This is a genomic window from Streptomyces sp. NPDC104106 (assembly GCF_055584345.1).
Window position 1 is genome coordinate 150,900 of the sequence record NZ_JBVJMF010000016.1, and the last position, 20,306, is coordinate 171,205.

Below are 20,306 nucleotides of genomic sequence, written 5' to 3' on the forward strand. Positions count from 1 at the left end.
CCAGTTCGCGCAACGAAGCGAGTTCTCATGCAAACCCCCACATACGGCCACGTCACCCTGGCGGCGGGGCTACGGCTCCCCACCAACTGGCTGGACTACACGATCCTGGCGATCTACTTCGTCGTCGTGCTCGGCATCGGCTTCGCCGCCCGCCGCTCGGTGAAGACCAGCCTCGACTTCTTCCTCTCGGGACGCTCGCTGCCCGCCTGGATCACCGGCCTCGCCTTCATCTCGGCGAACCTGGCGGCCACCGAGATCCTGGGCATGGCCGCGAACAGCGCCCAGTACGGCGCCTACACCGTGCACTGGTACTGGATCGGCGCCATCCCGGCCATGGTCTTCCTGGGCCTGGTGATGATGCCGTTCTACTACGGCAGCAAGGTCCGCTCGGTCCCCGAGTTCCTGCTGCTGCGCTTCGACCGGGCCGCCCACCTGCTCAGTTCGATCCTGTTCGCCTTCGCCGCCATCCTGATCGCGGGCGTCAACCTCTACGCGCTCGCGATCGTCGTCGAGGCGCTGCTGGGCTGGCCGCAGTGGGTCGCCATCGTCGTCGCCGGGGCGTTCGTGCTCGCGTACATCACCCTCGGTGGTCTGTCCTCGGCGATCTACAACGAGGTGCTGCAGTTCTTCGTGATCCTCGCGGCCCTGATCCCGATCGTCGTGCTCGGCCTGAAGAAGGTCGGCGGCTGGGGCGGCCTGACCCACAAGCTCACCGAGACCCACGGCGCGAACTTCACCACCGCGTGGGGCGGCACGGGCATCGGCAGCGTCAACCCGCTCGGCGCGAACTGGCTGACCATCGTCCTCGGCCTCGGCTTCGTGCTGTCCTTCGGCTACTGGACGACCAACTTCGCCGAGGTGCAGCGCGCCCTGTCCGCGAAGAACCTCTCCGCCGGCCAGCGCACCCCGCTGATCGCCGCCTACCCGAAGATCTTCATCGTCTTCCTGGTGATGATCCCCGGCCTGGTCGCCGCCGCGCTGATCCCGCACTTCGGCACCGCGTCCTCCGGCTACCAGTACAACGACGCCATCCCGTTCCTGATGCAGGAGCTGCTGCCCAACGGCGTGCTCGGCATCGCGGTCACCGGTCTGCTCGCCGCCTTCATGGCGGGCATGGCGGCCAACGTGTCGTCGTTCAACACCGTGTTCACGAACGACATCTGGGCCAAGTACGTGGTGCGCGGCCGCGAGGACGCCTACTACGTCCGCTTCGGCCGCCTGATCACCGCGATCGGCGTGGCCGCCTCGGTCGGCACGGCGTTCCTGGCGTCCTCGTTCTCGAACATCATGAGCTACCTGCAGACGCTGTTCTCCTTCTTCAACGTGCCGATGTTCGTGGTCTTCATCGTCGGCATGTTCTGGAAGCGCGCGTCCGCCAAGTCCGGCTTCTGGGGCCTGCTCGCGGGCACCGTGACCGCGATGGTCAACTACTTCGTGCTCTACAAGAAGGGCATCATCTCGATCCCCTCCGACCAGGGCGCCAACTTCGTCTCCGCGATCGCGGGCTTCGTCGCCGGCGCCGTCGTGATGATCGCCGTGTCCTTCTTCACCAAGCCCAAGCCGGCCGAGGAACTCCAGGGCCTGGTCTACGGCACCCGGTCCCCCGGCATGTCCGAACCGCCCGCCGCCGGCGACGACGCCTGGTACCGCAAGCCCGCCCTGCTGGGCTGGGGCGCGGTCGTCCTGGCCGCCGCCTGCTACATCCCGTTCTCGTTCTGACGCGGAAGGACCGGAGGAAACCATGAGCGACAACGCGCGCGCCGACCGCGAACACGAGGGCCACGAGGGCCCCGGGCGCTTCCACTACAGCGAGGACGACGTCCAGCGGGAGGTCACCGAGCTGGAGGGCAAGTCCGCGACCGCGGCCCGCATCTTCGACCTGCGCCGCATCATCGGCGGCCTGTTCGTGGTGTACGGCGTCATCGTCACGATCACCGGCATCACCGACTCCCGGGCGGCCATCGACAAGGCCCAGGGCGTCAACATCAACCTGTGGACCGGGATCGGCATGCTCCTGCTGGGCATCTTCTTCCTGGCCTGGCTGCGCCTCAGGCCGACGCCCCCGCCGCCGCCTCAGGCGGAGCAGCAGGGGGAGGGGCGGTAGCACCGTTCCCGACCGCGGGCGCGGGGAGGGCCGGTCGCGCGGTCCCCCGCGCCCGTTCGGGGCGGCAGCACCGCGGGGTGCCTACCCGGGGCCGGGGTCCAGCGGCCCGGCCCGGTCCAGCAGCCCCGTGCGCGCGGCCAGTGCCGCCGCCTCCAGGCGCGAGCCGACGCCCAGTTTCATCAGCACCCGCTGCACATGCGTCCGCGCGGTGCTCGGGGCGATGCCCATGCCGGCCGCGATCAGCCGGGTGTCCTCGCCGTCGGCCACCCGGACCAGGACCTCCACCTCCCGCGGGGTGAGCATCTCCAGCAGCCGCTGCGCCTCGTCGTCGGGCTGGGCCGCCGGGTTGAGCAGCTCCCCGAAGGCGCCCTGGAGCAGCTGCGGGGCCACCGCGGCCTCCCCCGCCCGGGCCTTCATGATGGCCCGCTCGACGCCCTCGATCCGCTCGTCGTGCCGGACGTACCCCACCGCTCCCGCCGCGAACGCGGCCGCGATGCCGCGCGGCGACGGCACCGGGCCGAGCACGACCACCGCCACCTGCGGCCGCTCCCGCTTGATCTTCACCACCGGGTCGAACGCCCCGGGCTCGGCCGGTGCCGCCGTGCCCAGCAGGCACACCTCCGGCGCCCGCGCGATGACCAGGTCCGCGGCGCCCGCGGCCGGCGCCGCGGCGGCCAGCACCCGGTGCCCGCGCAGCTTGAGCGCCGACGCCAGCGCCTCCGCGAGCAGGCGATGGTCGTCGACGACCATGAGCCGTACTCCCATAGAGCCACCCCCCAGTCCCCCATGGATGCCCCACTATGGACGTCCACCGGTCCGCAAGGACAGAGGGCCCCCCGGCGCCTCGCCCTTCATGCCCCCGGAAGCTACACGCTTGTTCGACGTCTTGCCGCCCCTGTTGATGAGAAGTGCCCCGGATCGATGAAATCCGGGGCACTTCTTGGCATTCACCCGTTCGGGCGAGAGTCTCGGCCGGTCTCAGCCGTTGGTGGCGAAGGCGAGCACCAGATACTCCTTCTGGGACGCCACGTACGACTTGTGCGCGTACACCGCCGACATGAACAGCCTGCCGTCGCCGAAGAGGATCTCCGCAGCCTCCGGCAGCATGGTGGTCTCAGCCTCGTGCACGTCGGTCGCGGCCGGGTTCTCCATCAGCTTGGTCGACTTGAAGCTGTTGCCGTCGATGCTGACGATCTGCCCGCCCTTGTCGTACGGCGGCCGGTCGTACGCGATCAGGTTGCCGCCGTCCATGCGCAGCGGGGAGAGCGTGTAGCCGTCGCCGGCCTCGGCACGCTGCCCGGTCGGCTTGCCGGTCGTCAGGTCGAAGGAGACGATCTCGTTGGTCTGGCCGAACTGGCCGGAACCGTCGTGCTGCGCGGTCGGCAGATACAGCTTGCCGCCGCCGACGACGATCTCCTTGCAGCCCTCGACCCGGGTGATGCCGTCGCACTCGCCCCCGTAGGTGTCGCTGGGCGCGGCGATGTGGGCGAGCAGCCTGCCGGTCTTGCCGTCGATGGAGAAGTAGTCCAGGGCCTTGCTGTCGCTGCCGGCCTTGGCCGCCACCACCAGCGGGTCGGTGGAGACGACCGAGGCGTAGTCGATACCGGCGTCCATCTTGTACTCCGAGATCACCTTCCCGGACTGCGGGTCGATGTTCTGGATGTGGAGCTGCTGGTTGTCGTAGTCGCCGCACTTGCGCACCGCGACCAGCTTGGCGCCGCCGCCGTACCCCGCGTCGTAGCAGGTGTCGCCCGGCTTGGGCTGCCACAGCAGCTTGCCGGAGTCCAGGTCGAGCGCGGCGCCGCCGTTGGTGCTGCCGACCGCGACCGTGTGCTGAGCGACCGTGATGTTCTCGAAACTGATCGGCGTGTCACCGGTGTTGACCGACTTCGTCCACAGTTTCTTGCCCGCGTCGAGGTCGATCGCGGAGATCTGGGTGCAGCCCGCGAAGGAGTTCTTCCCGGGCGTCCTCGGCTGGTAGGCGATCGCCGTCCGGTCGTCCGAAGTGACGTGGTCGCTGGCCGCGCAGACCGGGCCGGGCAGCTTGATCGTCCACAGCTTGGTGCCCTTGGCCGGGTCGTAGCCGACGACCTCGGCGACGCCGCTCTTGGCGTACACCTTGCCGGTCAGCCATGAACCCGAGGTGACGACGGTGTCGGCCGTCTGCGGCAGCGGGACCTGGAAGAGCGCGTGGGAGGCCGGATCGGCGGGCACCTTCTCCTTGCCGCCGGTGGCCGTGCCCCCGCCACCGCCGCCGCTCCCGCCGCCCGAGCCGCCGCCGGCGGTGGAGGCGGTGTCCTGCTTCTTGCCGTCACCGCCGGAGGAAGAGGCGTACCAGACGCCCCCGCCGACGAGCAGCGCGATGGCGACGACCGCCGCCACGACGATGAGCAGGGTGGTGTTGTTCCGCCCGCCTGCGCCCTGCCCCGACGACTGCATCGGCACGGTCGCCGGCTGGCCCGGGTAGCCGTAGGCGGGCTGCGCGCCCTGCATCGGCTGCGTCGGCTGGGCGTACGGGTTCTGCGGACCCGCGGCGCCGTAGGGGGCGGCCGACTGCTGCCCGTACGGGCTCTGCTGCCCGCCGGGGTAGCCGTATCCGGGCGGCGGCGGCTGCGGAGCCGGCGCCGGCTGAGGATAGCCGTATCCCGGCTGCGGGGCCGGCTGCGGGTAGCCGTAACCCGGCTGCTGCTGGGGGGCCGGGAGCGCGGGGGGCGCCGGCGGGGCGGCGGGCGGCTGGTCCTGAGGGGCGCTCGGGGGCGGGCCCGCGGGCGCGTTCGGGGGCGGGGTCGGGCTCGGAGGGCCGAAACCGCCCTGCTGCGGGGGCTGGTTCGGCGGCGGAGGAGGCGGCTGGGTCATGACGCGGGTACCTCGGTGAGGCTCGGACGGCCGGCGGGCCGGTACGGGGGCGGGCGGACGGGAAGCGTCGGGCAGGGCCGCGGCTCAGTTGCCGAAGGCCATGATCAGCTTCTCCTTCGACTGGTCACTGCCGGACAGCCGGCCGGCCGAGATGTAGAACCGCCCGCCGGACCAGTCGATGACGCCGTTGAAGAAGGTGGCCTCGACCTGGGCCGTGCCCGAGGGGTTCTGGAGCAGCTTGGTGGTCGCGTGCGAGGAACCGGTCACCGGCAGCGAGACCACCTGGCCACCCGTGTCGTACGACGGCTGCACGTACGCGACGAGCTTGCCGCCCTCCTCCTTCATCGGGTACATCGGCGTGTCCGCCGGGGACTTGGCCCGCCAGGCGGCCTTGCCGTCGGCGAGGCCGATCGCCACGATCTCGTTGGCGCTGCCGGTGGTGTCCGTCGGCAGGTAGAGCGTGTCGGCGTCCGCGACGACGCCCTGGCAGCCCTGGAGATCGCGTTCGAGGATCTGCCAGCCGCAGCGCGGGGCGAACTTCTCGTCGACCTTGACCTCGGAGCGGAACTTGCCGTCCTTGGTGAAGGTGGAGATGTTCCACTCCTTCTTGTCCTGGTTGGTCAGGTAGACCACCAGGGGGTCGAGGGAGTAGACCCGGCTGACCTGCCAGCCCTTCTTGACCGGCTGGGTCCACTCGACCCTGCCGGTGGCCGGGTCCAGCTCCTGGATCTCGTCGTGCTCGGTGTCCGTGCCGGCGGCGCAGGAGGCCACCTGGACCAGCCGGGTGTCACTGCCCGCGTAGGCGGCCGGGAAGCAGGCCGTGCCGTACTTCTGCTTGTCGTACAGCTTCTTGCCGCTGTCGATGTCGTACGCCGTGCCCGACTCCGAACGCGACACCATCAGCGTCTTGCCGCTGACGGTCAGCTCGATGGTGATCGCGGAGTCGAACAGGCCGCCGTCGGCGACCTGGCCGCTCCAGCCCTTCTGGCCGGTGGCGAGGTCGATCTGCTGGAGCTGGTTGCACTTGGCGTTGTCGCTGACACCGCTCATGTAGGCCACGACGACCTTGTCGTCGGCGGACTTCTGCCGGGTGACCGCGCAGATCTTCTGCGGGAGGCTGATCGGCGCCCAGGCGGGCTTGCCGTCGGCGACGTCGTAGGCGAAGACCTGCTTGTAGGCCGCCTTCACCGCCACCTTGTCGGTGACCCACATGCCGGGCGCGTCGGCGCCGGAACCGGGCACGTCCGGCGCCGACTTGTACCAGAGCACCTTCGCCTCGCCCGCCTTGCGGCCCGCGTTGAGGTTCTCCGGGTCGTCGCCGCCGCCGGACGCGCTGGGCGACGCGGAGTTCCCGGGGCCGCCGCTCTGCTGCGCGACGGGCTTCTTCTTGCCGTCCGCGCCGCCGGTGACCGCGTAGACGGTGCCGCCTATGACGGCCAGCGCGGCGACCACGGCAGCGACGATCAGCGCCGTCTTCTTCTTCCCGGCGCCGTCCCCGGCTCCCGGACCGGCACCGGGCGCGCCCGGGTAGGGGGTCTGCTGCGGGTAGCCGTACCCGGGCTGCGGGGCGGCCCCGTAGGGGCCCGGCTGCTGCGGCTGGCCGTAGGGGCCCGAAGTGCCCGGCGCGGTCGGGGCGTTGTACGGGTTCTGCACGGCCGGGGCGCCGTACGGGCCCGGCTGCTGCGGGTAGCCGTAGCCGGGCTGCAGGGCAGCCAGCGGCTGCGGCGGGGCCGCGGGCGGCTGGGCCGGCGGCGCGGGGGCGCCCTGCGGGGCGGCCGGAGGGGTCTGCGGAGCGCCGGGGGCGCTCGGGGCGGGCGGGGTGCTCGGGGCGGGCGGGGTGCTCGGGGGGCCGAAACCGCCCTGGGCCGGCGGCGTCTGCGGGGCGCCGAATCCACCGCCCTGCGGCGGCTGGTCCTGCGGCGCTCCGAATCCGCCCTGCGGCGGCTGGTTGGGCGGCTGGGTCATCAGCGCTCTTCCCCCTCGTTCACTGATTTTTAGCCACGCCCTGAGGGTCTTGACGGACCCTGGGTCGTTACTCAGACAGTTCTCAGACGGCCCTTTCTATCACCCGCCCCTGACAGCGCACGGGCTCGGTTCCGCCCCTGTTCCCAAGGGAGAACCGGCCCGTGATGCCGCCGTTACGCGCCTTCACGCCCCCTTCACGCGGCGCACGCACCGGCCCCGCGCGCCGCCGGGAAGGCCGCCGCGCCCCTGGTCACGGAGTGCTCCGGCGAGGGCCCGCGTTGGCCGGTTCACGCCGCAGGGACGCGCTCCCCGCGCTACGCGTCCTCCGCCAACTCCAGCCAGCGCGACTCCAGTTCCTCGCGCTCCCCGGCGAGGTCCCGCAGCCGGGCGTCCAGTTCGGCGACCTTCGCGAAGTCGGTGGCGTTCTCGGCGATCTGGGCGTGCAGCGCGGTCTCCTTCTCGGAGATCCGGTCCAACTGGCGCTCGATCTTCTGCAGTTCCTTCTTGGCGGTGCGCTGGTCGGCGGCGCTCTTCTCGGTGGTGGCCGGCTTGGGTGCCGCGGCGGCGGCCTGCGCGGCGACCGCCTCCTCCATCCGCTGCCGCCGCTCCAGGTACTCGTCGATACCGCGCGGCAGCATCCGCAGGGTGCCGTCGCCGAGGAGCGCGAAGACGCGGTCGGTGGTGCGCTCGACGAAGAAGCGGTCGTGGGAGATGACGATCATCGAGCCGGGCCAGCCGTCGAGGACGTCCTCCAGCTGGGTCAGGGTCTCGATGTCGAGGTCGTTGGTGGGCTCGTCCAGGAAGAGGACGTTGGGCTCGTCCATGAGGAGCCGCAGGAGCTGCAACCGGCGGCGCTCACCGCCGGACAGGTCGCCGACCGGCGTCCACTGCTTCTCCTTGTTGAAGCCGAACGTCTCGCACAGCTGCCCGGCGGTCATCTCCCGCCCCTTGCCGAGGTCGACGCGCTCGCGCACGTCCTGGACGGCCTCCAGTACCCGCCAGGTCGGGTCGAGTTCGGCGACCTCCTGGGAGAGGTAGGCGAGCTTGACCGTCCTGCCGACGGCGATCCGGCCGCCGGCCGGCTGCTCCTCGCCCTCGCTGCGCGCGGCGGCGGCCATGGCCCGCAGCAGCGAGGTCTTGCCGGCGCCGTTCACGCCGACGAGACCGATCCGGTCGCCCGGGCCGAGCTGCCAGGTGACGTGCTTGAGCAGTACCTTGGGCCCGGCCTGGACGGTGATGTCCTCCAGGTCGAAGACGGTCTTGCCGAGCCGCGAGGAGGCGAACTTCATCAGCTCCGAGCTGTCCCGGGGCGGCGGCACGTCGGCGATCAGCTCGTTGGCCGCCTCGATCCGAAAGCGCGGCTTGGACGTACGCGCGGGCGCGCCGCGCCGCAGCCAGGCCAGCTCCTTCCTGATCAGGTTCTGCCGCTTGACCTCCTCCGTGGCGGCGATCCGCTCACGCTCCGCACGCGCGAAGACGTAGTCGGAGTAGCCGCCCTCGTACTCGTAGACGTCGCCGCGCTGCACGTCCCACATGCGCGTGCAGACCTGGTCGAGGAACCACCGGTCGTGCGTCACGCACACCAGTGCCGAGCGGCGGCTGCGCAGATGGCGGGCGAGCCAGGAGATGCCCTCGACGTCGAGGTGGTTGGTGGGCTCGTCGAGGACGATCAGGTCCTGTTCCTCGATGAGCAGCTTGGCGAGCGCGATCCGGCGCCGCTCGCCACCGGAGAGCGGTCCGATGACGGTGTCGAGCCCCTTGGGGAAGCCCGGGAGGTCGAGCCCTCCGAACAGCCCGGTCAGCACGTCCCTGACCTTGGCGTTGCCGGCCCACTCGTGGTCTGCCATGTCGCCGATGACCTCGTGCCGGACAGTGGCGGCCGGGTCGAGGGAGTCGTGCTGGGTGAGCACGCCGAGCCGCAGCCCGCCGGAGTGGGTGACCCGCCCGGTGTCGGCCTCCTCCAGCTTGGCGAGCATCCGGATGAGGGTGGTCTTGCCGTCGCCGTTGCGTCCGACGACCCCGATCCGGTCCCCTTCGGACACACCGAGCGAGACGCCGTCGAGCAGGGCACGGGTGCCGTACACCTTGCTGACGTTCTCGACATTGACCAGGTTGACGGCCATTTCACTCCTGTGCGCGGGGACGGTCAGCCTTCTAGCGTAGGGCCTCCGGGGGCGGGGGCGGAGCGCGAGGGAGTAGTCACTCTTTGTGATGACGTGATCGGGAACGGACCGCTACCGTGGAGGGCAGGCAGCAGGATCTTGCCCATGGGAGGAACCATGACCGCCGAGTCCGTAGAGCACCACGTTCAATGGCCGGTGCCGCCACTGGACGGATACACCGTGGACGACCTGTTCACTCTGCCGGATCTCCCGCCGCACACCGAGCTGATCGACGGGAGCCTGGTTTTCGTGAGTCCGCAGCGCCGATTCCATGGGAACGTGGTTGACCTGCTTGTCTTCGGCCTGCGCAGCAGTGGCCTGCCTGCCGAATTCAGGGTCAGCCGGGAGATGACCGTGGTCCTCGACAGGCGCAACGGCCCCGAACCCGATGTGAGCGTGATCCGGGCCGACGCGATCACCGGGCCGGAGCAGACGAGTTACCAGGCCGGCGACGTACTTTTGGCCGTCGAAGTGGTCTCGCCCGAGTCCGAGTCCCGCGATCGCACAACCAAGCCGCAGAAATACGCTGCCGCCGGCATCCCCAACTTCTGGCGCGTCGAAGCGAGCGGGACAGATGGCAGGCCCGTCATCCACGTCTACGAGCTCGACCCGCTCACCAGGGCGTACATCCACACCGGCATGCACCGCGACCGGATCAAGGTCGACAAGCCCTACCCCATCGACATCGACCTGAGCGCCATCGACAACCTCTGACCCCGTCAGAGAACCGTCGCCCCCGCCACCGGCCCCACCGCAGTCCGCACCGCCCTGCATGTCCCCGACGCCCGCAGGGCCTGGGCCACCTTCTCCGCCGCCTCCGCATCCCGCGCGAGGAAGGCCGTCGTAGGCCCGGAACCTGACACCAGCGCGGCCGGCGCACCCGCCCCCCGCCCGGCCTCCAGCGTGTCGGCCAGTTCCGGGAACAGGGACAGGGCGGCAGGCTGGAGATCATTGGACACAGCCGCGGCCAGCGCGTCCGCGTCCCCCTTCGCCAGCGCCTGAAGCAGCTCAGCAGAGGCCACCGGCTCCGGGATCTCCCGTCCCTCCGCCAGCCGGTCGAACTCCCGGAAGACCGCGGGCGTCGACAGCCCCCGCGCGGCCATCGCGAACACCCAGTGGAACGTGCCGCCCACGTCCAGGGTGGTCAGCCGCTCCCCGCGTCCGACTCCGAGCGCCGCCCCGCCCACCAGGCTGAACGGCACATCGCTGCCCAACTCCGCACAGATGGCGAGGAGTTCGGCCCGCGAGGCGCCCGTGCCCCACAGCCTGTCGCAGGCGAGCAGCGCGCCCGCGCCGTCCGCGCTGCCGCCCGCCATGCCGCCCGCGACCGGGATGTCCTTGGCGATGTGGATGTGGACGTCCGGTTCGATGCCCCGGCGCGCGGCGAGGGCGATCGCGGCGCGCGCGGCGAGGTTGGTGCGGTCGAGGGGGACCTGGTCGGCGTCCGGTCCCGCGCAGGTGACCCGCAGTTCGTCGGCCGGGGCCACGGTGACCTCGTCGTACAGGCCGACGGCGAGGAAGACGTTGGCGAGGTCGTGGAACCCGTCGGGGCGGGCGGCGCCGACCGCGAGCTGGACGTTGACCTTGGCCGGGACGCGTACGGTGACGCTCACTCGCCGCTCTCCCCGTGCTCGGTGGTCCCCGCGCCCCTGTGCTCGGCGATGCGCGCGAACTCCTCCACGGTCAGCGACTCCCCGCGCGCCTGCGGCGAGACCCCGGCCGCGACCAGGGCGGCCTCGGCGGCGGCGGCCGACCCGGCCCAGCCGGCCAGTGCCGCCCGCAGGGTCTTGCGGCGCTGCGCGAAGGCCGCGTCGACGACCGCGAAGACCTCCTTCCTGCCGGCCGTCGTCTTGATCGGCTCGGCCCGCCGGACCAGCGAGACCAGCCCGCTGTCGACGTTCGGCGCGGGCCAGAAGACATTGCGGCCGATCGCCCCGGCCCGCTTCACCTCGGCGTACCAGTTGGCCTTCACGGACGGCACGCCGTACACCTTGTTGCCGGGCGCCGCGGCCAGCCGGTCGGCGACCTCGGACTGCACCATGACGAGGGTCCGCTCGATGCTGGGGAAGGTGTCCAGCATGTGCAGCAGCACCGGGACGGCCACGTTGTAGGGCAGGTTCGCGACGAGGGCCGTCGGGGCCGGGCCGGGCAGGTCGGTGACGTGCATCGCGTCGGAGTGGACCAGGGCGAACCGGTCCGCGCGCGCCGGCATGCGCGCCCCCACGGTGGCGGGGAGGGCCGCGGCGAGCACGTCGTCGATCTCGACGGCGGTGACCCGGTCGGCGACCTCCAGCAGCGCGAGCGTGAGGGACCCGAGCCCCGGGCCGACCTCGACGACCACGTCGTCGGGGCGGACCTCGGCGGTGCGGACGATACGGCGGACCGTGTTCGCGTCGATCACGAAGTTCTGGCCGCGCTGCTTGGTGGGACGGACACCGAGCGCGGCCGCCAGCTCACGGATGTCGGCGGGGCCGAGGAGGGCTTCGGGGGTGGGGCTGCTCACGGGACAAGGGTACGGGGCCGCGGGGAACCCCCCGCACCGCTGTCCGGCGCTCACCCGTGCAGTCGCGCCCCGCAGTGCGGCCACGGCGTCGCCCCGCGCCGCACGTACAGCTTCTTCGCGCGGGAGGTCTGTTCCTCGGCCGACGCGTCCTGGGGGCGGCCGCTGCCGCCGAGGCTGTGCCAGGTGCGGGTGTCGAACTGGTAGAGCCCGCCGTAGGTGCCCGAGGGGTCGACCGCGTCCGGGCGGCCGCCGGACTCGCAGGCGGCGAGGGCGCGCCAGTTCAGCCCGTCGGCGCCGGACACGGAGGGCGGCGGCTTCCTGGTCCCCACCTTCACGATCTGCGGGCGCGGCGTACGCACGACCTCGGAGGTCTCCCGGCGCGGCCTCTCGCGGACCCCGTTGACGGTGCGCAGCAGGTAGGTGTCGCGCCGCAGGCCGGGCCGGCCGGGCTGGGCGACGACCTCGGTGCCCTGGAAGAGGGAGGGGTCCTCGGCGCGCCGGACCGGGAACGGGATCTGCTCCTCGCGGATCTCCCGGGTGCCCCTGATCCGCAGCACGGTGACCGTCTGGCCGTCGCGCGGGAAGCTGTCCGGCGGCACGGAGGTGGCGTCCTCGCCGTGCAGGGTGATCCCGGCCTCCTGGACCGCCTGGCCGACGGTGGCGGCGTTGGTGCGGATGGTGCGGGCGCGCCCGTCGGCCATGACCGTGACGGCGCGCTCGGTGCGCACGTCGAGCGCGAGCCCGGCGCGCCCGATGGGCTGGGAGCGCGAGGCGGACAGGTACGCGCCCTCGGCGCGCACGCCCAGTTCCGCCAGCGCTCCTGCCACGGTGTGCGCCGTCGTCCACACCTCGCGCCGTTCGCCGTCCAGGGTGAGCCGGACCGGGCGCCCGTAGCGCACGGCGACGGCGTCACCGCCGGCGAGCGCCGCGCCGGGGGCGGGCGCGATCATGTCGTGCGGCCCCACCCGCACGCCCTCGTCCGCGAGCAGCTCCCGCACGTCGTCGGCGAAGGTGTGCAGGGTGCGCTGCTTGCCGTCGACGGTCAGCTCGACCGCCTTGTCCTTCGCGATGAACGCGGTGGTACCACCGGCCAGGAAGGCCACGACCAGCGCCTGCGGCAGCAGACGGCGCGCGGCGGACTCCGGGCGCGGGGCAGAGCGCGCCCTGCGCCGGTGCGCGACCCGCCCGCTCACCGCGGCGGGCTCCGAGGGGCCGTACGCGCCCTCGCCCTCCCCGTCGCTCCCCCCGTCGTCGTCCTCGTCGTACCCGCTGCCGTACTCCGCCTCGTACACCTCCGGCTCCGGCGCCGCGGCCTGCCGGGGCAGTGCCGGCTCGGTGACGTAGTACGCCTGCGCCTCGTAAGCGGGCCGGTAGGTGTCCTCGCACGGGCCGTACGACGGGCTCTGCGGGCCGTGCACGGACGCGCCGCGGCCGTACACCAGGGCCGAGACCCGCTCGGGGCCGTACGGCTCGTAGGTCTCGTAGGCCTCGTAGGCCTCGTACGTCTCGAACGTCTCGTACTGCGACTTGCTCACGCCGACACGCTCCAGGGGTGCCAGAGGGGTCCGGATTGGCCCCCAGAACCTAGCGGAGCGGGCGTCACTCTCCAAAGCGACGCGACTACGCACAGTTGCGCGCACGCGCGCTTGTGCTCAGTAGCCGAAGGCCCGCGCGGTGTTGGCGGCCAGGGCCGTCGCCAGCGTGTCCTCGTCGGTGCCGCGCACGGCGGCCATGGCACGGACCGTGACGGGGATCAGATACGGCGCGTTGGGCCGGCCCCGGTAGGGCGCCGGGGTCAGGAAGGGCGCGTCGGTCTCGACCAGCACCAGTTCCAGCGGGGCGACCTCCAGGGCGTCGCGCAGGTTCTGGGCGTTCTTGAAGGTGACGTTGCCGGCGAAGGACATGAAGTAGCCCTCGCGGGCGCAGATCCGCGCCATCTCCGCGTCGCCGGAGTAGCAGTGGAAGACGGTGCGCTCGGGGGCGCCCTCCTCCTTCAGGACGCGCAGGACGTCGGCGTGCGCCTCGCGGTCGTGGATGACCAGCGCCTTGCCGTGCCGCTTGGCGATCTCGATGTGGGCGCGGAAGGACCGTTCCTGGGCCGCCTTGCCCTCGGGACCGGTGCGGAAGTGGTCCAGGCCCGTCTCGCCGACGCCCTTGACCTGGGGCAGCCCGGCCAGCCGGTCGATCTCGGCGAGGGCCTCGTCGAGCGCCGCGTCTCCGCCCGGTTCCCGGGCGCCCTGACGGGACCAGCCGTCGGGGTCGCCGTGGACGATGCGCGGGGCCTCGTTGGGGTGCAGGGCGACGGTGGCGTGGACGCTGTCGTACGCGGCGGCGGTCTCGGCGGCCCAGCGCGAGCCCTTGATGTCGCAGCCGACCTGGACGACGGTGGTGACGCCCACGGAGGCGGCCTTCGCGAGCCCTTCCCCGACGGTGCCCGACTGCATGTCGAGGTGGGTGTGGGAGTCGGCGACGGGCACCTGGAGCGGTGCGGGCAGCGGCGGCGCGCTGTTCTTGTCGCTCTTGTCGTCCCTGGTGCTCTGGCCGGCGTTCGAAGGCATGCCCCGATCCTACGAAAGGGGCATGCCGTCGGCCGCCGGCGATCCGCTCAGCCCGCCTTGCGCTGGAAGGGGTGCAGGAGATCCGACAGATGCCAGTGGTGCGGCTCGCGGGGCGCCGCGGGCGCCACGGCCACGGCGGGCACCTGCGGCGACTCGACCGGACCCGCCTGCGGCACGCTGTGCTGCCGCTCCCCGGCGCCGCGCACCGACGAGACCTGTCCGGCGCGCATGATCCGCACGACGTGACCGTCGCAGTTCTGGCAGTTGGGCCGGCTCAGCGGCGACGGCACGACCCGGCCTTCGGCCACGTACATCACGAACTCCTGCCCCTCGGCGTCCGTGTGGTGCTCTATCTCGTACGACTGCTCCCAGCCGTGCCCGCATCGCATGCAGGCGAACGAATACGACTCGTGAACGACGGCTGTGGCCGTACCCCGGAGGCCGGTCTGCCCTGCGATCTCGCCCATGCCAGCTCCTCTTGTCCGCTGGACGAGGGACCTGTGTGCGTCCCTTCGACCAGTGGACGCTTCCGCGGAGCCGAACGCATCCGGCCTGTCGAGTGTTGGAGGCGATTTGGCGCTTCCTTGCCGAATACGCCCCGTCCGGTCCGTTTCCGCTTTGCCATCGGCGACAGCCTTTTGCCTTCCCGTGGCCCTCCCGCTCAACCGTGAACGCCCCTGCTCAGAGGGGGTTTTCAGGGTCGGGGAAGAGCAGGGGGACGGCTCATCCGGCGGAGCGCTTGGCCGCGACCACCGCGTCGAACACGACTCTCTTCGGCACCCCGGCCTCCACCGCCACCGCCGCGATCGCCTCCTTGCGCCGCTCGCCGGCCTCCTCCCGCACCCGCACCCGGCGCACCAGCTCCTCCGCGTCGAGTTCCTCGGGCGCGGTCTCGGGCGCCCCCTCGACCACGACGGTGATCTCCCCGCGCACCCCCTGCGCCGCCCACTCGGCCAGCTCGCCGAGCGGACCGCGCCGTACCTCCTCGTAGGTCTTGGTCAGCTCGCGGCAGACGGCGGCCCGGCGCTCGGCGCCGAAGGCCTCGGCCATGGCCGCGAGGGTGTCGTCGAGCCGGTGCGGGGCCTCGAAGTAGACGAGCGTGCGCCGCTCGCCGGCGACCTCCCGCAGCCGGGACAGCCGCTCTCCCGCCTTGCGCGGCAGGAACCCCTCGAAGCAGAACCGGTCGACCGGCAGCCCGGACAGGGCGAGCGCGGTGAGCACGGCGGACGGGCCGGGCACGGCGGTGACCCGGATGTCCTTCTCGACGGCGGCCGCGACCAGCCGGTAGCCCGGGTCCGAGACGGACGGCATCCCGGCGTCGGTCACGAGCAGCACGCGCGCGCCGCCGAGCAGGTCCTCGACCAGCTCCGGGGTGCGGGCGGACTCGTTGCCCTCGAAGTACGACACGACGCGCCCCTTGGGCGTGACGCCGAGGGCCTGGGTGAGCCGGCGCAGCCGCCGGGTGTCCTCGGCCGCGACCACGTCGGCGCCGGCCAGCTCCTCGGCGAGCCGGGGCGGCGCGTCCGCGATGGCGCCGATGGGGGTACCTGCGAGGACAAGGGTTCCAGTCACACCCCCATCCTCGCAGCAACCACTGAGAGCCCCGCCTGCGACGACGACCCGGTACGGCGCATGCACGGGACGCGCACAGAACGGTTCCCTACGATGGCGCGGTGACCAGTACCGCGTCCTCCATGGACCTCCGGCAGGGCCGGACGCCGAACGACCGGCGGCCGGCGTGGCAGCAGCGGCTGCGCCGATTCGGGTACGTACCGGCCGAGGATGCGCCGTCGGGCGACGTGCGCGACCGGCTGGTGCCGCCGTACGCCGAACCGGGCCCGCGGCTGTGGCAGGTGCTCGGTGTGCCGCCGGTCCTCGCCGACCGGATCACCCGCGTCTCGGCCTGGGCCGGACCGCTGCTGGTGACGCTGGTGGCGGGCCTGATGCGGTTCTGGGACCTGGGCAGCCCGCGCGCGGTGATATTCGACGAGACGTACTACGCCAAGGACGCGTGGGCGCTCGTCCACCGCGGCTTCGAGGTCAACTGGGACAAGAACGCCAACGACCTCGTGCTGCAGACGCACGGCCATCTCGCGATCCCGACGGACGCGTCGTACGTCGTGCACCCGCCGGTCGGCAAGTACGTCATCGGGCTGGGCGAGCTGGTCTTCGGGTTCAACCCGTTCGGCTGGCGGTTCATGACGGCGCTGCTGGGCACGCTGAGCGTGCTGCTGCTGTGCCGGATCGGGCGCCGGATCTTCCGCTCGACGTTCCTCGGCTGCCTGGCGGGCACGCTGATGGCGGTGGACGGCCTGCACTTCGTGATGAGCCGGACCTCGCTGCTGGACGGCGTGCTGATGTTCTTCGTGGTGGCCGCGTTCGGCTGCCTCGTCCTCGACCGGGACCGGGCGCGGGCGAAACTGGCCGCCGCGCTGCCGGCCGACCCCGACGGCCGGGTCCGCCCGGACGCGCGCGTGGCCGACACCTTCCGCTTCGGCCTGCGCCCCTGGCGCTGGGCGGCCGGGCTGATGCTGGGCCTGGCCATCGGCACCAAGTGGAACGGCCTGTACATCCTGGCCGCGTTCTGCGTGATGGCGGTCCTGTGGGACGTCGGCGCCCGGCGGACAGCGGGTGCCTCTCACCCGTATGCCGCAGCTCTGAAGTACGACACCGGCCTCGCCTTCGTCGCGACCGTTCCGGTGGCGGTCGCCGTCTACCTGCTGTCCTGGCTCGGCTGGATCCTCTCCCCCACCGACGGCACGGGCGGCTACTTCCGCAACTGGGCGGCCACCGACGGCAGGGGCGGCAGCTGGACGTTCCTGCCGGACTGGCTGCGCAGCCTGTGGCACTACGAGCACGAGGTGTACGAGTTCCACGTCGGGCTGACCTCCCCGCACACCTACCAGTCCAACCCGTGGAGCTGGATCGTGCTGGGCCGCCCGGTGTCGTACTTCTACGAGTCCCCCAACCCCGGTGCGGACGGCTGCCCGTCGGACGCGGGCCAGAAGTGCGCGCGCGAGGTGCTGGCGATCGGTACGCCGCTGCTGTGGTGGGCGGCCTGTTTCGCGATCCTGTACGTGCTGTGGCGCTGGGCGCTGCGCCGCGACTGGCGGGCCGGGGCGATCGCCTGCGGCATCGCGGCCGGCTATCTGCCGTGGTTCATGTACCAGCAGCGGACGATCTTCCTCTTCTACGCGGTCGTCTTCCTGCCGTTCCTGTGCCTGGCGGTGGCGATGCTGATCGGCGCGATCATCGGCCCGCCGGGCTCCTCCGACACCCGCCGCGTCGTCGGCGCGTCGGCGGCGGGCGTGCTGGTGCTGCTGATCGCCTGGAACTTCATCTACTTCTGGCCCCTGTACACGGGCACCGCGATCCCGATCGACCAGTGGAGGTCGCGGATGTGGCTGGACACGTGGGTCTAGCTGGGCCTGCACGCCATGGGGGCGCGGCCGACCGCCCCGCCTCCATGGTCGTCGCACGATCACCGTCCGCCGCGGCTGAGCCCGGCCGCCGGTCGCGGCTCACGACAGGGCGGCCCGGGAACGGCCCTGACAGGGACGAGGTGCAGCGCCACCAGCGGGCGCCGAATCGCTGAGGCTCGGCTCGAACGCCGTGTACCGGCTCGACGACGCTTGCCCGGTGTCCAGCAACCGCCGGCGGTCGCCGGCCGGGTGGTCACCCGCTGGGAGAGCCCGGGATCGCGAGGAGTACGGCACCGCAACCGAGCCGGCAGACCTCCGACGACGCCCGCACCGGCTCGAAGAACCCCAGTCTCTCGGACCGACCGATTGGATTTCACGCTTCCCTTCGGGATGATCCACGGAGAGGCGAACCTCGGGAGCGCCCTACGCCACGGGAACGGCCAAGCGGTCCTGAGCGACCTCGACGGCTTCACCCTCGCGCCGCGTGAGTGGGACCTCATCGGCCGGGCTACAAGGTGCTGGGTGACCCCGTCAGCGAGAAAGGCCGCGGAGGAGTCCGCGTGCCATGTGGCCGACATCAGGTGCGGCGACGGCCGGCACGACTGGCGACCTTTTCAGCCCCGCCCTTTCACTGGGGCTGCGCCTCCGGCTCCCTGCTTTCGCACAGCTTTCCGTCCCCGAACCTCGCGGGAAGGGAGTACCGAGGCCGGCGTGAATTCGAAGGCCGGACAGTGAAGGCTCGTCCCTCCAGGAACGTGCCCCTGCACAGCAGACCAGCAGCCACCGGGAAACCGGAGGAGGGCCGCCCGGTGGACTGCGGCGGCAACATCAGGGGTCAGGCCAGAATCGGTACCCATTCAAGCTACTGGGCGACCGGGCCATCTGGCCCAGCGGATCTGCCCTGACCGCGTGCTACTCGTCTTCGATGGGGCGGACGAATTCCAGGGTCCACGTATCGAAGATCTCCGCCGTCGGCTGCGCGAGTCCGATCTGCGCCCCGCGGTGCTCCGAACGCCAGACGAGACCCTTGTCCGACAGGATCTTGAACCCGCCGATGACCTTTTCGAACGTGAACTTCGCCCATTCCTCGCGCGGGACGTTATTTACCCAGAGCTTGTCTTCGGCGACGACCGCGCCCGCCAGTTCCTGGTAGGCGAGGTGGATCACATACGGTGATCCGGGCACGGGCTCAGCGGGAGTGATGGCCCACTCCTGCTCGAATGGGACGGGGTACGGACGGTCCACGATGACGGGTGCGCCGTATTTCACGGCGTGCTCCGTAGCCGTCACCAGCAGACCCGGCCCGAAGAGATGGGCGTGGATCTTGTAGATGCCAGGCTTTACCGGGATGGGAGGCACGTGCTGACTTCCTCTCTCTCGGTTCACCGACGACGGTCAGCCGCCGGTCAACGTGTTCCACTGTCGCGAGTCGAACCATCGAGGAAAAGAGCCGGATAGCGCCAAGTGGAATACGGCGCAGACTGCTCGATCATGGTTGCGACAGAATGAACAGGCGTGCGCATTGCGGGCTCCGGACTACGGGTGCCGCCGAGGCGTGAAACGACCCCTAAGGCTGCTGGGCCCCTACGGCAGCACAACTCAACTCCTGCACCAGAGAATCCAATCCAGCCCCATATGTTCTGCCAAAGCTTCAGTTCTGGCGCCACCTTGAGGACTGAAATGGCACACACCTAGTGCCGAGCCGTTCTCCTCGGGCAGGCCAGCGCCTGGTTCCCCAGCGCCGACGGCAAGCAACTGTGGGCCGTCACCGAAGAATCGGCAGAAAACGCGTGCGCTGACCAAGAACTGCCGCAGTCCGTCTCGGCCCGCTTCACCGTCACGAGGTACGAGACCTCCGGGCGCCCGTCCCGCACGAAACTGACGCTGCCCTGCGGCATGAAGCCGGTCGCCGAGACGCCCAGGGGCCTGCTCGCCGAGCGCACCACTGGCGACACAGGCAGCACTGGCTCAGGAGGCGCGGTGACTGACATTGCCGTCCTCAACACCCGGGCCAGCGCGGCCACAACAACCATCGCCGCCAACGCCAGTGCGGTCGCCGCCGCAGGCACCCGTGTGATCTGGCGCGACGACGCATGCAACACGGGAAACCGCACACACGTCTTCGATGCGGACAAACGCAAGAGCGACCGTATCCCCTCGTGCAAGGCCGGCGACCCCGTGGGCGTGGGCACGCTCGATCCGATCGGACGCTGGTATGCGAGCACCCTCCGATCCAACAAGCTGGCAGTCCTCGACCTGGACGAGGGCACCTGCCGCGAACTCGACACGCTGACCGCCACCAGCTCCAGCGACGTGACCGAAACGTTCGCAGCGGCCTGGTCAGGGCAACACCTGATGCTGCTGGATGAACGGTCCGGGACACTCGTCTCCGTGGACGCAGCATCCAACAAGATCGACAAGCGGTCCGAACCGCTCCCTGCCGCCGATCAAGCCCAGATCCGGGGCGCAGACGCTGCCTGAACGCGCGCCGCGATCAGGGCGGCAGCGCGGTGGTTGCTCTGCACCGACAGCGGGGTGACGGACAGGGGGTGAGCAATGCCCATGGCCTGTGGATCGCGGCACGCGCAGGATCACCGGCAAGGCGCACAGAGGCAGGGGCTCGCGCGCGAGCCCAGGGCGCGAGCAGCGACGAAGTCCTGGCGACCGCCCACCTCGATCGCGGGGCAGAGACGCCCAGGACGGCGGCCACGGCATCGACGCGGCCGACCCTATTGT

Annotated in this window: 16 protein-coding genes; 5 read left to right on the top strand and 11 right to left on the bottom strand. The window is 71.3% G+C overall.

Features of this window, described 5'->3' with window-relative positions:
- The first annotated feature begins 27 nt into the window (after nt 1-27).
- Together ACZ60X_RS31690 and ACZ60X_RS31695 are read left to right on the top strand one after the other, a co-directional pair.
- On the top strand, nt 28-1,719 hold the full coding sequence (locus ACZ60X_RS31690) for a sodium:solute symporter family protein (protein ID WP_469605767.1): 1,692 nt from the start codon (nt 28-30) through the stop codon (nt 1,717-1,719).
- Nucleotides 1,720-1,741: 22 nt separating this feature from the next.
- Entirely contained in the window at nt 1,742-2,104 is a 363-nt protein-coding gene (locus ACZ60X_RS31695) for a hypothetical protein (RefSeq protein WP_469605769.1), read from the top strand.
- A gap of 81 nt (nt 2,105-2,185) precedes the next feature.
- Here ACZ60X_RS31695 and ACZ60X_RS31700 read toward each other — a convergent pair whose 3' ends face one another.
- The 4 genes from ACZ60X_RS31700 to ACZ60X_RS31715 form a co-directional block, all read right to left on the bottom strand.
- The gene (locus tag ACZ60X_RS31700; protein WP_469605772.1) at nt 2,186-2,869 is read right to left on the bottom strand and encodes a helix-turn-helix transcriptional regulator; all 684 of its coding nucleotides are present in this window, start codon (nt 2,867-2,869) and stop codon (nt 2,186-2,188) included.
- A gap of 213 nt (nt 2,870-3,082) precedes the next feature.
- Nucleotides 3,083-4,960, bottom strand: coding sequence for an outer membrane protein assembly factor BamB family protein (locus ACZ60X_RS31705; protein WP_469605773.1), 1,878 nt, complete (start codon nt 4,958-4,960; stop codon nt 3,083-3,085).
- Nucleotides 4,961-5,044: 84 nt separating this feature from the next.
- Nucleotides 5,045-6,925: an outer membrane protein assembly factor BamB family protein gene (locus ACZ60X_RS31710; protein WP_469605774.1), complete on the bottom strand. Its 1,881-nt coding sequence runs from the start codon at nt 6,923-6,925 to the stop codon at nt 5,045-5,047.
- A 314-nt stretch (nt 6,926-7,239) separates the two neighbouring features.
- On the bottom strand, nt 7,240-9,048 hold the full coding sequence (locus ACZ60X_RS31715; RefSeq protein WP_469605776.1) for an ABC-F family ATP-binding cassette domain-containing protein: 1,809 nt from the start codon (nt 9,046-9,048) through the stop codon (nt 7,240-7,242).
- Between the two features lie 156 nt (nt 9,049-9,204).
- On the opposite strand from ACZ60X_RS31715, the gene ACZ60X_RS31720 reads away from it, so the two are divergent.
- Nucleotides 9,205-9,801, top strand: coding sequence for a Uma2 family endonuclease (locus ACZ60X_RS31720; protein WP_469605780.1), 597 nt, complete (start codon nt 9,205-9,207; stop codon nt 9,799-9,801).
- A 5-nt stretch (nt 9,802-9,806) separates the two neighbouring features.
- Here ACZ60X_RS31720 and ACZ60X_RS31725 read toward each other — a convergent pair whose 3' ends face one another.
- The 6 genes from ACZ60X_RS31725 to rsmI all read right to left on the bottom strand — a co-directional run bounded on the left by ACZ60X_RS31725 (nt 9,807) and on the right by rsmI (nt 15,720).
- Nucleotides 9,807-10,700 (bottom strand): 4-(cytidine 5'-diphospho)-2-C-methyl-D-erythritol kinase, encoded by an 894-nt coding sequence (locus ACZ60X_RS31725; protein WP_469605782.1) that lies wholly within the window; start codon nt 10,698-10,700, stop codon nt 9,807-9,809.
- Nucleotides 10,697-11,590, bottom strand: a complete 894-nt coding sequence (gene rsmA, locus ACZ60X_RS31730) for a 16S rRNA (adenine(1518)-N(6)/adenine(1519)-N(6))-dimethyltransferase RsmA (protein ID WP_469605785.1) — start codon at nt 11,588-11,590, stop codon at nt 10,697-10,699. Before rsmA ends, ACZ60X_RS31725 begins: the two co-directional genes overlap by 4 nt.
- A gap of 50 nt (nt 11,591-11,640) precedes the next feature.
- Nucleotides 11,641-13,125, bottom strand: a complete 1,485-nt coding sequence (locus ACZ60X_RS31735; RefSeq protein WP_469605788.1) for a ubiquitin-like domain-containing protein — start codon at nt 13,123-13,125, stop codon at nt 11,641-11,643.
- 117 nt (nt 13,126-13,242) lie between these two features.
- On the bottom strand, nt 13,243-14,148 hold the full coding sequence (locus ACZ60X_RS31740; RefSeq protein ID WP_469605791.1) for a TatD family hydrolase: 906 nt from the start codon (nt 14,146-14,148) through the stop codon (nt 13,243-13,245).
- A gap of 47 nt (nt 14,149-14,195) precedes the next feature.
- Nucleotides 14,196-14,615: a hypothetical protein gene (locus ACZ60X_RS31745; protein WP_469605793.1), complete on the bottom strand. Its 420-nt coding sequence runs from the start codon at nt 14,613-14,615 to the stop codon at nt 14,196-14,198.
- 256 nt (nt 14,616-14,871) lie between these two features.
- A complete protein-coding gene (gene rsmI, locus ACZ60X_RS31750) occupies nt 14,872-15,720 on the bottom strand; it encodes a 16S rRNA (cytidine(1402)-2'-O)-methyltransferase (protein WP_469605797.1) in 849 nt (282 codons plus the stop codon).
- A gap of 101 nt (nt 15,721-15,821) precedes the next feature.
- Here rsmI and ACZ60X_RS31755 point away from each other — a divergent pair, with 101 nt between their 5' ends.
- The gene (locus tag ACZ60X_RS31755) at nt 15,822-17,570 is read left to right on the top strand and encodes a dolichyl-phosphate-mannose--protein mannosyltransferase (RefSeq protein ID WP_469605799.1); all 1,749 of its coding nucleotides are present in this window, start codon (nt 15,822-15,824) and stop codon (nt 17,568-17,570) included.
- A 912-nt stretch (nt 17,571-18,482) separates the two neighbouring features.
- On the opposite strand, the gene ACZ60X_RS31760 is transcribed toward ACZ60X_RS31755, so the two are convergent.
- Complete coding sequence (locus ACZ60X_RS31760) at nt 18,483-18,929, bottom strand: hypothetical protein (protein ID WP_469605802.1); 447 nt, start codon at nt 18,927-18,929, stop codon at nt 18,483-18,485.
- A 537-nt stretch (nt 18,930-19,466) separates the two neighbouring features.
- On the opposite strand from ACZ60X_RS31760, the gene ACZ60X_RS31765 reads away from it, so the two are divergent.
- Nucleotides 19,467-20,051, top strand: coding sequence for a hypothetical protein (locus ACZ60X_RS31765; protein WP_469605805.1), 585 nt, complete (start codon nt 19,467-19,469; stop codon nt 20,049-20,051).
- Nucleotides 20,052-20,306: the final 255 nt, after the last annotated feature.

Coding starts and splice junctions, on each gene's coding strand:
- ACZ60X_RS31690 (WP_469605767.1), top strand. CDS start 28: ATGCAAACCCCCACATACGGCCACGTCACCCTGGCGGCGGGGCTACGG.
- ACZ60X_RS31695 (WP_469605769.1), top strand. CDS start 1,742: ATGAGCGACAACGCGCGCGCCGACCGCGAACACGAGGGCCACGAGGGC.
- ACZ60X_RS31700 (WP_469605772.1), bottom strand. CDS start 2,869: ATGGGAGTACGGCTCATGGTCGTCGACGACCATCGCCTGCTCGCGGAG.
- ACZ60X_RS31705 (WP_469605773.1), bottom strand. CDS start 4,960: ATGACCCAGCCGCCTCCTCCGCCGCCGAACCAGCCCCCGCAGCAGGGC.
- ACZ60X_RS31710 (WP_469605774.1), bottom strand. CDS start 6,925: ATGACCCAGCCGCCCAACCAGCCGCCGCAGGGCGGATTCGGAGCGCCG.
- ACZ60X_RS31715 (WP_469605776.1), bottom strand. CDS start 9,048: ATGGCCGTCAACCTGGTCAATGTCGAGAACGTCAGCAAGGTGTACGGC.
- ACZ60X_RS31720 (WP_469605780.1), top strand. CDS start 9,205: ATGACCGCCGAGTCCGTAGAGCACCACGTTCAATGGCCGGTGCCGCCA.
- ACZ60X_RS31740 (WP_469605791.1), bottom strand. CDS start 14,148: ATGCCTTCGAACGCCGGCCAGAGCACCAGGGACGACAAGAGCGACAAG.
- ACZ60X_RS31745 (WP_469605793.1), bottom strand. CDS start 14,615: ATGGGCGAGATCGCAGGGCAGACCGGCCTCCGGGGTACGGCCACAGCC.
- ACZ60X_RS31765 (WP_469605805.1), top strand. CDS start 19,467: ATGAAGCCGGTCGCCGAGACGCCCAGGGGCCTGCTCGCCGAGCGCACC.